The following is a 10582-nucleotide window of genomic DNA, read 5'->3' as shown; positions in this document are numbered from 1 at the left end:
AGCATGCGCGAGCTGGAACCGCGCCTGTTCTCGTTCAACAACCCAGCGGGCGCGTGCCCGACCTGTGACGGCCTCGGCGTTCAGCAATATTTCGACCCGGACCGCGTGATCCAGAACCCGGAGCTGTCGCTGGCGGGTGGCGCCATTCGCGGCTGGGATAAGCGTAATTTTTACTACTTCCAGATGCTGAAATCGCTGGCAGAGCACTATAAGTTCGACGTTGAAGCCCCGTGGGCCAGCCTGAGCGCGAACGTACATAAAGTGATCCTGTTCGGTTCCGGCAAAGAGAACATCGAGTTCAAGTACATGAACGATCGCGGTGACACTTCCGTGCGTCGCCACCCGTTCGAAGGGGTGCTGCACAACATGGAGCGCCGCTACAAAGAGACCGAATCCAGCGCGGTGCGTGAGGAGCTGGCGAAGTTCATCAGCAACCGCTCCTGCGCCACCTGCGAGGGTACACGTCTGCGTCGCGAAGCGCGTCACGTGTTTGTTGAAAACACGGCGCTGCCGACCATCTCAGACATGAGCATCGGCCACGCGATGGACTTCTTCAACAACCTGAAGCTCTCCGGCCAGCGCGCGAAAATCGCCGAAAAAGTGCTGAAAGAGATCGGCGATCGCCTCAAGTTCCTCGTGAACGTCGGCCTGAACTACCTGACGCTTTCCCGATCGGCTGAAACGCTCTCCGGCGGTGAAGCCCAGCGTATCCGCCTGGCGAGCCAGATTGGCGCGGGCTTAGTCGGCGTGATGTACGTGCTGGATGAGCCGTCTATCGGCCTGCACCAGCGCGACAACGAACGCCTGCTCGGCACGCTGGTTCACCTGCGTAACCTTGGCAACACGGTGATTGTGGTTGAGCACGACGAAGACGCCATTCGCGCCGCAGACCACGTGATCGACATCGGCCCGGGCGCTGGCGTGCACGGCGGACAGGTGGTGGCAGAAGGGACGCTGAAAGACATTATGGCGGTGCCCGAGTCGCTGACCGGCCAGTACATGAGCGGCAAGCGCAAAATTGAAGTGCCAAAACAGCGCGTGGCGGCGAACCCGGAAAAAGTGCTGAAGCTAACCGGGGCGCGCGGCAACAACCTGAAAGACGTGACCCTGACGCTGCCTGTCGGGCTGTTTACCTGCATCACCGGCGTGTCCGGTTCCGGTAAATCGACGCTGATCAACGATACGCTGTTCCCGATTGCGCAGACGGCGCTGAACGGCGCGACGCTGGCCGAGCCTGCACCGTACCGCGACATTCAGGGGCTGGAGCATTTCGACAAGGTTATCGATATCGATCAGAGCCCGATTGGCCGCACCCCGCGCTCCAACCCGGCGACCTATACTGGCGTCTTTACGCCCGTCCGTGAACTCTTCGCGGGTGTACCGGAAGCGCGTTCGCGTGGGTATACGCCAGGACGTTTCAGCTTTAACGTGCGCGGCGGCCGCTGTGAAGCGTGCCAGGGCGACGGCGTAATCAAGGTTGAGATGCACTTCCTGCCGGATATCTACGTGCCGTGCGACCAGTGTAAAGGCAAGCGCTATAACCGCGAAACGCTGGAGATTAAGTACAAAGGCAAGACCATCCACGAAGTGCTGGATATGACCATCGAAGAGGCGCGCGAGTTCTTTGACGCCGTCCCTGCGCTGGCGCGTAAGCTGCAAACCCTGATGGATGTTGGTCTGACCTATATCCGTCTGGGGCAGTCAGCGACAACGCTGTCCGGCGGTGAAGCGCAGCGCGTGAAGCTGGCGCGTGAGCTGTCCAAACGCGGTACCGGTCAGACGCTGTACATTCTGGACGAGCCGACCACCGGCCTGCATTTTGCGGATATCCAGCAGCTGCTGGACGTGCTGCACCAGCTGCGCGATCAGGGCAACACCATCGTGGTGATTGAGCACAACCTGGACGTGATTAAAACCGCGGACTGGATTGTCGATCTCGGCCCGGAAGGCGGCAGCGGCGGCGGTGAAATCCTCGTCTCCGGTACGCCAGAGACCGTTGCAGAGTGCGAAGCCTCGCACACCGCGCGCTTCCTTAAACCGTTGCTGTAATCGTTACACGGAGAGCTGCTGTCGGATCGTTTCCGGCAGCAGTTCTACCGCCTGTTGATACGACGCATCTACCAGGTAGTAAATTTGCGAATCTGGCAGCGAGCCGTCGAGAAACACCGTACTCCAGTGTGCTTTATTCAGATGCTTGCTTGGCCTGACATCATCGTGCTGCTGGCGCAGTAAGTCGGCCAGTTCAGGACTGGTTTTCAGCGATGCCGCAGGACGTCCCTCAACCTCTTTTACCATCGCGAACAACACATCACCCACTTTGATCTGCGTGGCTTTCCAGTCGCTGTGAACGCTCTGTTCTGCGCCCGGCTTGCTCATGCAGTACTGAAGTATCTCCGAAATTGTCATCTTTATTCCCCTTGTAGCGTTGCGATAATTTTACGCGAACCACCGTGAATGCGATGTTCTCCCAGCCAGATCCCCTGCCACGTTCCCAGCAGCAGCCGTCCGTTGTGGACCGGCAGCATCAACGAGACCCCCAGCAAAGAGGATTTGATGTGCGAAGGCATATCATCCGCCCCCTCGTAATCATGGTCATACGGGGCGTTATCCGGGACGGTTTTCAGAAAATGCCGCTCCATGTCAGACCGGACGGTGGGATCGCAATTTTCATTGAGCGTGAGAGAAGCAGACGTGTGTTGAAGCAGCAGATGCAGCAAACCCGTTTTGACGCGCGGCAGGTCGCGGATTTGCCCGATGACTTCGTCCGTCACCAGGTGAAATCCGCGTGGTTTTGCGCTTAAGGTCAGGGTCTGTTGATACCACATGTGCTGCTCCGTGTTGAAAGATGAATCTTTCTAAGTGTGCAGCAAGAAAGCGAAAGGTAAAACCCGCGCGGAGAAATTTGCTTAAAAAAGCATTCACCCCGCCGTTAATGCATCAGTATTCGGAGTTAACGATCACCTCTTCACCAAATTTTCCGGCCATTGGCAGCGGCCGGTAGGTGGAGTTCGAGGCGCGTAACACCCGGATGCCTCTGGCTCCCACATCGTGCGCCGCGGTGATGTCGTTATCTGAATCACCGTAGAACACCTTGATATTTTTCTTTTCCAGCCACTGGGTTTTGGTGTTTTGCCCTTCCTGGTCCCCGGCAAAAATGACCGGATTCATGCTGGCCGCCGGGATCAGAAAATCATCCTGTAGCGTTTTCGAGACGGTTTCGGTTTTGGTCTGGCTACGTCCTGTCACGAAGTAAATGCTGTCGCCGCGCTTTACGTGCATGGCGATCAGCGCGCGGGCAACCTCTTTCGGGATACTGAACTCATCCCAGCCGTTATTCATCTTTTCCCAGAATTCCGGGTTTTTCAGATAGGCTTCGCTGTCCGGGGAGTACGTTTTTTTGCCGCGCCAGAAACCGGGGCTGGAGAAGAGAACGGTATCGTCAATATCGAAGCCCACGGCCATCGGCGGGCGACCCGTCAGGCTGTTTTCGATTTGTGCCACTGAAACCCAGTGAATGGGGGCCTGTTCGGCAAGAATGGCGGCGGTGGTGCCGGTGTAAAGCGGCGTGGGTGCAGAAGCCCGCGCAACAACGGTACTATTAAGCGAGAACAATAAGCAGGCGGCGCTGAGCGCCAGTGTGATCTTGCGCATGTTTTCCCCTGAATATTCAGTTTGTTATCTTTTTATTTTGAGCGAATGGTCAAAAACTATCCGACCATAACCCCAGCGGGAGGGGAAGAAAAGGAGTTTTTGCTTATGAAGCTGAATAAAAAGAAGACGATCACAAAGTGTGGATGAGTGATGTAGGCCCGGTAAGGCGCAGCCGCCACCGGGCAAGATTTTCTGCGGCCTGATGCCCTCACCCCAGCCCTCTCCCACAGGGAGAGGGAGATAATAAGTAGTGAGTACTTACATCACAGCTGCAAACGCCTGCGCCACGCGCTGGACGTTGCCGGCATTCAGCCCCGCCACGCACATACGGCCGCTGGCGATCAGGTAGACGCCGAACTCTTCGCGCAGGCGATCGACCTGCGCCGCGCTCAGTCCGGTATAGCTGAACATCCCGCGCTGCTTGAGAAGATAATCAAAGTTATGTCCAGGCACGGCTTCTTTCAGAACGTTAACCAGCTCCTGACGCATCGACAGGATGCGCTTACGCATGCCTTCCACTTCCGCAAGCCAGGTGGCTTTCAGCTGATCATCGCCCAGTACGGTCGCGACCACCTGCGCACCAAAGTTCGGCGGGCTGGAGTAAATACGGCGGACCGTCGCTTTCAGCTGACCGAGTACGCGTCCCGCGGCTTCGGCGTCTTCACACACCACGGACAGACCGCCGACGCGCTCGCCGTAGAGGGAGAAGATTTTTGAGAAAGAGTTGCTGACCAGCGCAGGCAGACCCGCGCTGGCAATCGCACGAATGGCGTAGGCGTCCTCCTCCATGCCCGCCCCAAAGCCCTGATAGGCGATGTCGAGGAACGGGATCAGGTTACGCGCCTTCAGTACCTCGATCACCGCATCCCACTGGGCATTGGTGAGGTCCGCACCGGTCGGGTTATGGCAGCACGGATGCAGCAATACGATACTGCGCTCCGGCAGGGTGTTCAGTTTTTCCAGCAGCGCATCAACGCGTACGCCGTTGGTTTCGCTGTCGAACCATGGATAGGTCGCAACCTTAAAGCCCGCGCCTTCAAAGATGGCCACGTGGTTTTCCCACGTCGGGTCGCTGACCCACACGCCGGAATCCGGGAAGTACTTTTTCAGGAAATCTGCGCCTACCTTCAGCGCACCCGAGCCACCCAGCGTCTGGATAGTCGCCACGCGCTTTTGCGCGAGCACCGCGTGATCCGCACCAAACAGCAGCGGCGCAATGGTATTACGGTAGGTATTTAACCCTTCCATCGGCAGATAAAGCGAAGCCCCGTGCGGGGTTGCGTTAAGACGCGCTTCGGCTTCGGCAACGGCTTTCAGTTGAGGAATGATGCCGTCCTCGTTGTAATAAAGACCGATGCTGAGGTTCACTTTGTCGCTGCGAGGATCTTCTTTGAAACGCTCCATCAAGGAGAGGATAGGGTCGCCGGCGTAGGCGTCTACTTTCTGAAACACGCGATGTTCTCCGGATTGTTATGAGGCAGGATTTTCAACAATAAACCGGAAGCAGGAGAAGGTCGAGAAGGTTATGAAAACCGTTCCTGGATATGCCCACGAATTTGTTCGATACGCTCAGACGTCGACCCTGTGACGCGTAAATACGGGATGTTTCGGCGCGCCAGTTCAGCGATATACCACGACTGCTGCCTGCGGCGAAACGCCGCGCCTTGCCTGGTACCGTCCTGTACAAAGGGAAATTCATCGCCGCACAGTACAACCAGCGAGTAGTCCCGCCCGGCTAAGTCGTGCAGCGCCTGAGGCGCCGAGCCATACTGGTCGAGGGTATAAAACAGCGTGGTTAAGGGCGACGTATCACAAATCAGATAAGGCGCCGTGCTGGCTGCGTCCTCACGCCGCACCTGCTCGCGCGCAATATGCAGGAGATCGTCGCATTCCAGTACTCCGTTCTTTTCTTCCCAGTATTCGCGCCCGAACTCAGCGACATAGGGCGCGTTAAGCGCTGCTGCCAACGCCCGGGAAAGCGTGCTTTTGCCCGTCGACTCGCCGCCCAATAAGCAAATTCGAAAGACAAAACTCCGGTAAACCTCCGCCGAGAGCATCTCGCGGTAGCGATGAACATCAGAGCGAATAAGCGTGCCTGAGGGCGCATCAGGGCCCTCCGGGCGCTGAAGCCGCACGTGCGTGACCGGTTTGCCAAAACGCTGGCTTAATACGCGGGCAAAGCCATCGCCGTAATCCTCCGCAGTGAATACGGCGTCCGGTCGGCAGTGAAAGAAGCGTTCGCATAGGGTAGCCACGTAGTGTCGGTGGCGATCGGCATCTGCGTCGTTGGGCGGCGGCGGTTCAATATCATGGCCCGCCGCGATCTCTGGCGAAAACACCAGGTGACGACACCGCGGGAAACGCGTCTGTAGCCACTGAAGGCGCTTTTCAGGTTCGCACCCCGGCATTTCCGGTAGCGAATAGCTGATGATAAACACCGTCTCGCACCGGGCAAGCGCAGCGTTGATAAGCAATTCATGTCCTGCGTGTAAGGGCGCGAACTTGCCGACAATCAGACCCTCTGCGTAAGGTTTCATCGCGCGCGGATCTCCTTACGCCATTGATATAAACCGTGCCAGGCGTTAAACCAGAACACCAGATACAGAACCGCGGTCAAATGCAGGCCCCTCATCGCATACAGCGGCACGGCAAGGGTATTGACGGCAAGCCAGACGTACCAGTTCTCCAGGCGTCGGCCCATTAGCATGAACTGCGCCAGGATGCTGAAGGTTAAAATAATGGAGTCCAGCCAGGGCGCCCAGGCGTTGGTATACCGATGCAATAAAAGCCCGTACAGCGCCGCTACTGCCACGGCACAGGCCAGCAGAAGGAGAAAATGTCTGGGGCGGGTTCGCCGCACCTGCAATACCTCTCCGCGGTTTCCTTTCAGCCAGTGCACCCAACCCGTTATGCTCGTGATAATGAAAAAGAGCTGTAGGGTAACATCGGCATAGAGCTGCACTGAATAGAAGACCCAGGCGTATAGCCCGCTGCCGAGAATACCGATCCACCACGTGTTGATATTGTTTCTGGCCGCCAGCCAGACAGAGAGCGCATAGGCCAGACAAGCAGCCATTTCAGATGGTGACATATCCCTTCCCGGATACTGTGATTAGTCGACGTATTTCATCGCTACCCTTGAGGTTAGGCGCGTGATAAGTTCGTAAGCACTCACTTTTGTTATTTCAGCAATACGCTCTACCGGCAGGCCTTCGCCCCACATCACCGCATCGTCCCCCGCTCTATCCTGCGCGTCGGGTCCCAGATCGACACAAATCATGTCCATCGCCACACGGCCGACAATCTTTACTTCGCGACCATTGACCAGCACCGGCGTGCCCGTTGGCGCGGCGCGTGGATAGCCGTCGCCGTAGCCCATCGCTACCACGCCAAGCCGCGTGTCGCGCTCACTCGTCCAGGTGCCGCCGTAACCTACCGGCTCGCCTGCTTTGTGCTCACGCACGGCAATCAGCTTTGAAACCAGCGACATCACCGGCTTAAAGCCGAAGTCCGGTCCCCAGGGTTTGTTCTCAAGCGGGGAAACGCCATACAGGATAATCCCCGGACGCGCCCAGTCGAAGTGCGACTGCGGCCACAGCAGAAGGCCGCCGGACGCCGCAATGGAGCGCATCCCCGGTTTGCCTTCGCAGAAGGTGGTGAAGATATCAAGCTGCTGTTCCGTTGCGCCGCATTCAGGCTCATCGGCGCGGGCAAAGTGGCTGACGATATTCACCGGCTGACGCACGTTCTGGCACTGGCACAGCCGCTGATAAAACGCTTCGGCATTCTCCGGGCGCACGCCCAGGCGGTGCATGCCCGTGTCGAGCTTCATCCACACGGTGACCGGCTCGCTCAGTTCGGCCGTTTCCAGCGCGGCCAGCTGTTCTTCGTTATGCACCGCCGTGTGCAGGTGCTGATCGGCAATGGTCGGCAGGTCCGAGGCTTCAAAAAAGCCTTCGAGGAGCAGAATCGGTTGCGTAATTCCACCTGCGCGCAGGCGGAGAGCTTCTTCGAGACGGGCGACGCCAAAAGCGTCGGCATCGGGGAGCGTTCGCGCGGTCTCAAGAAGACCGTGTCCGTAAGCGTTCGCTTTCACGACTGCAACGAGCTTACTGGCGGGCGCCAGTTCTCGCAGACGTTGCAGGTTGTGTCGCAGAGCGCGGCGGTTAATCACAACAGTTGCCGCTTGCATTTGAATTCCTTAGAAATTACTCATCATCATATTGAGGACCGGCATAGTTGTCGAAACGCGACCACTGGCCGTTAAAGGTCAGACGTACCGTACCGATGGGGCCGTTACGTTGCTTACCAATAATAATTTCGGCGATCCCTTTCAGATCGCTGTTCTCGTGATAAACCTCATCACGGTAGATGAACATGATTAAGTCGGCATCCTGCTCGATGGAGCCGGATTCACGCAGGTCGGAGTTGACCGGGCGCTTGTCTGCACGTTGTTCCAGAGAACGGTTTAGCTGCGACAGCGCCACCACCGGCACGTGCAGCTCTTTGGCTAACGCTTTGAGTGAGCGGGAAATTTCGGCAATCTCCAGCGTACGGTTGTCGGAAAGCGACGGAACACGCATCAGCTGGAGGTAGTCAATCATGATAAGGCCGATGCCACCGTGTTCACGGGCGATACGGCGCGCGCGGGAGCGCACTTCCGTCGGCGTCAGGCCGGAGGAGTCATCAATATAGATGTTCCGTTTTTCCAGCAAAATCCCCATGGTGCCGGAGATCCGCGCCCAGTCCTCATCGTCGAGCTGACCGGTACGGATGCGGGTCTGATCCACGCGCGACAGGGATGCCAGAGAACGCATCATGATCTGTTCTGAGGGCATCTCAAGACTGAAGATAAGAACCGGTTTATCCTGCAACATCGCCGCGTTTTCGACGAGGTTCATCGCAAATGTCGTTTTACCCATCGACGGACGCGCCGCGACGATAATCAAATCCGATGGCTGAAGACCTGCCGTTTTCTTGTTGAGATCGTCATAACCGGTGTTCACCCCCGTCACGCCATCGTGCGGCTGCTGGAAAAGCTGCTCAATACGCGCAACGGTGGCGTCGAGCACATCGGCGATGTTTTTCGGGCCTTCGTCTTTGTTCGCACGGCTTTCGGCGATTTTAAAGACGCGGGACTCGGCAAGATCAAGTAGATCTTCGCTGGTGCGCCCCTGGGGATCGAAACCGGCCTCGGCGATCTCATTCGCCACCGAGATCATCTCGCGGACAACGGCACGTTCACGGACGATATCAGCGTAAGCGCTGATGTTCGCGGCACTTGGCGTGTTTTTTGACAGTTCTGCCAGATAGGCAAACCCGCCGACACTGTCGAGCTGTCCCAGACGCTCCAGCGATTCTGCGAGTGTAATCAGGTCGATCGGGCTGCCCGACTCCTGCAAACGCGCCATTTCAGTAAAGATGTGGCGGTGCGGGCGGGTATAGAAGTCTTCCGCAACAACGCGCTCGGCGACGTCGTCCCAGCGTTCGTTATCCAGCATTAAACCGCCCAACACCGACTGTTCCGCTTCAATCGAGTGCGGCGGGACTTTTAACCCGGCGACCTGATAATCACGTTCACGGGGTTCAGTCTGTTTGTTGAAGGGTTTGTTTCCTGCCATAGTGAATGGAGTTACCGAGATAAAGAGTGGGTCGAAAGATTACCATAATTTTCTAACGGAGGGAGCATGGCAACACGCATTGAGTTCCAGAAACATGGCGGGCCAGACGTACTGCAAGCCGTGGAGTTTACCCCCACGGCACCTGGCGAGAACGAAATCCAGGTTGAAAACAAAGCGATCGGCATTAACTACATCGATACCTATATTCGCGGCGGTCTCTATCCGCCTCCGTCGATGCCGAGCGGACTGGGCACCGAGGCGGCCGGTATCGTCAGCAAAGTGGGCAGCGCGGTTAAGCACATTAAGGAAGGCGATCGCGTGGTGTACGCGCAGTCGGCGCTGGGCGCTTACAGCTCCATCCATAACGTTCCGGCCGAGAAAGCGGCGCTTCTGCCAAATGCGATCGGCTTCGAGCAGGCTGCCGCCTCATTCCTGAAAGGGCTGACGGTCTATTATCTGCTGCGCAAAACCTACGAAATTAAGCCTGACGAGCAATTTCTGTTTCACGCAGCCGCAGGTGGCGTAGGGCTGATTGCCTGCCAGTGGGCGAAAGCCCTGGGGGCGAAGCTGATCGGCACCACAGGCAGCGCGCAAAAAGCGCAGCGCGCGCTGGACGCGGGCGCATGGCAGGTGATCAACTACCGGGAAGAGAGCATCGTTGAGCGGCTGAAAGAGATCACTGGCGGCAAAAAGGTACGCGTGGTGTATGACTCGGTGGGGAAAGACACCTGGGAATCTTCGCTGGACTGCCTGCAACGTCGCGGGCTGATGGTGAGCTTCGGTAACGCCTCCGGGGCTGTCACCGGCGTGAACCTGGGCATTCTGAATCAGAAAGGGTCGCTGTATGTCACCCGCCCTTCCCTGCAAGGTTACATCACTAATCGGGAAGAACTTGAGGAAGCCAGCAACGAGCTGTTCTCGCTGATCGCCAGCGGGGTGATCAAAGTGGATGTGGCAGAAGCGCAGAAATATCCGCTGACCGATGCGCAACGTGCGCATGAGGTGCTGGAGAGCCGGGCAACCCAGGGCTCAAGTCTGTTAATTCCCTGAGCCATAAAAAGAAATTGGGCTTCCCATGGGAAGCCCTTTCTTTTTTTAGTTCGGCTGTATGTAGGGTACAGCTCGATGAATTCTTTAGCGGCAGCCATAGTGACAGATTCGATAAGTAAATCCTATTCTGTTCTAAAGATTGCTGCCGGAAAAGTTGCAGGTATGTGACGTACCCCTCAATACCTTAGTAACGGAAGCGGTTATTACGCTGATAAGTCGGCAGTTTTGGTGATTTAATCGCCCGTATGGCCCATACCACC

Annotated in this window: 10 protein-coding genes and 1 pseudogene; 2 read left to right on the top strand and 9 right to left on the bottom strand. The window is 57.2% G+C overall.

The genetic code is table 11. The features are described from left to right. Positions 1-2049, top strand: a 2049-nt coding sequence (gene uvrA, locus HP459_RS17180) for an excinuclease ABC subunit UvrA (protein ID WP_171936529.1), incomplete at its 5' end; no start/stop codon positions are given. 3 nt (positions 2050-2052) lie between these two features. Here the strand turns inward: uvrA and HP459_RS17175 are convergent. From HP459_RS17175 to dnaB, 8 genes are all read right to left on the bottom strand, one after another. After that, positions 2053-2406 carry an MmcQ/YjbR family DNA-binding protein gene (locus HP459_RS17175; RefSeq protein ID WP_006810472.1) on the bottom strand — a complete coding sequence of 118 codons (354 nt, stop codon included), beginning with the start codon at positions 2404-2406 and terminating at the stop codon, positions 2053-2055. Positions 2407-2408: 2 nt separating this feature from the next. Further along, a complete protein-coding gene (locus HP459_RS17170) occupies positions 2409-2825 on the bottom strand; it encodes a secondary thiamine-phosphate synthase enzyme YjbQ (RefSeq protein WP_023299095.1) in 417 nt (138 codons plus the stop codon). Between the two features lie 112 nt (positions 2826-2937). After that, complete coding sequence (gene aphA / locus HP459_RS17165) at positions 2938-3651, bottom strand: acid phosphatase AphA (protein ID WP_003860292.1); 714 nt, start codon at positions 3649-3651, stop codon at positions 2938-2940. A 258-nt stretch (positions 3652-3909) separates the two neighbouring features. Next, positions 3910-5103, bottom strand: coding sequence for an aromatic amino acid transaminase (gene tyrB, locus HP459_RS17160; RefSeq protein WP_022646748.1), 1194 nt, complete (start codon positions 5101-5103; stop codon positions 3910-3912). A gap of 71 nt (positions 5104-5174) precedes the next feature. Further along, the gene (locus HP459_RS17155; protein WP_063201894.1) at positions 5175-6188 is read right to left on the bottom strand and encodes an AAA family ATPase; all 1014 of its coding nucleotides are present in this window, start codon (positions 6186-6188) and stop codon (positions 5175-5177) included. Continuing rightward, entirely contained in the window at positions 6185-6742 is a 558-nt protein-coding gene (gene pnuC / locus HP459_RS17150) for a nicotinamide riboside transporter PnuC (protein ID WP_063163883.1), read from the bottom strand. The genes HP459_RS17155 and pnuC overlap by 4 nt, the downstream gene beginning before the upstream one ends. A gap of 21 nt (positions 6743-6763) precedes the next feature. Beyond that, positions 6764-7843 (bottom strand): alanine racemase, encoded by a 1080-nt coding sequence (gene alr, locus HP459_RS17145; protein ID WP_171936528.1) that lies wholly within the window; start codon positions 7841-7843, stop codon positions 6764-6766. A 16-nt stretch (positions 7844-7859) separates the two neighbouring features. Continuing rightward, positions 7860-9272, bottom strand: a complete 1413-nt coding sequence (gene dnaB / locus HP459_RS17140; RefSeq protein WP_003860298.1) for a replicative DNA helicase — start codon at positions 9270-9272, stop codon at positions 7860-7862. Between the two features lie 66 nt (positions 9273-9338). Here dnaB and HP459_RS17135 point away from each other — a divergent pair, with 66 nt between their 5' ends. Continuing rightward, positions 9339-10322, top strand: a complete 984-nt coding sequence (locus HP459_RS17135) for a quinone oxidoreductase (RefSeq protein ID WP_022646744.1) — start codon at positions 9339-9341, stop codon at positions 10320-10322. A gap of 184 nt (positions 10323-10506) precedes the next feature. On the opposite strand, the pseudogene pspG reads toward HP459_RS17135, so the two are convergent. Further along, a pseudogene (gene pspG / locus HP459_RS23765) lies at positions 10507-10582 on the bottom strand (envelope stress response protein PspG); the annotation flags it as partial.

The sequence above is a fragment of the Enterobacter sp. CM29 genome, assembly GCF_013179605.1.
Lineage (GTDB): Bacteria > Pseudomonadota > Gammaproteobacteria > Enterobacterales > Enterobacteriaceae > Enterobacter > Enterobacter intestinihominis.
This window is presented reverse-complemented; position numbering and strand designations above follow the sequence as displayed.

Bases quoted from the DNA above. Each gene is read 5' to 3' on its own strand.
- HP459_RS17175 (WP_006810472.1), bottom strand. From the start codon at position 2,406: ATGACAATTTCGGAGATACTTCAGTACTGCATGAGCAAGCCGGGCGCA.
- aphA (WP_003860292.1), bottom strand. From the start codon at position 3,651: ATGCGCAAGATCACACTGGCGCTCAGCGCCGCCTGCTTATTGTTCTCG.
- HP459_RS17170 (WP_023299095.1), bottom strand. From the start codon at position 2,825: ATGTGGTATCAACAGACCCTGACCTTAAGCGCAAAACCACGCGGATTT.
- pnuC (WP_063163883.1), bottom strand. From the start codon at position 6,742: ATGTCACCATCTGAAATGGCTGCTTGTCTGGCCTATGCGCTCTCTGTC.
- HP459_RS17155 (WP_063201894.1), bottom strand. From the start codon at position 6,188: ATGAAACCTTACGCAGAGGGTCTGATTGTCGGCAAGTTCGCGCCCTTA.
- dnaB (WP_003860298.1), bottom strand. From the start codon at position 9,272: ATGGCAGGAAACAAACCCTTCAACAAACAGACTGAACCCCGTGAACGT.
- HP459_RS17135 (WP_022646744.1), top strand. From the start codon at position 9,339: ATGGCAACACGCATTGAGTTCCAGAAACATGGCGGGCCAGACGTACTG.
- alr (WP_171936528.1), bottom strand. From the start codon at position 7,843: ATGCAAGCGGCAACTGTTGTGATTAACCGCCGCGCTCTGCGACACAAC.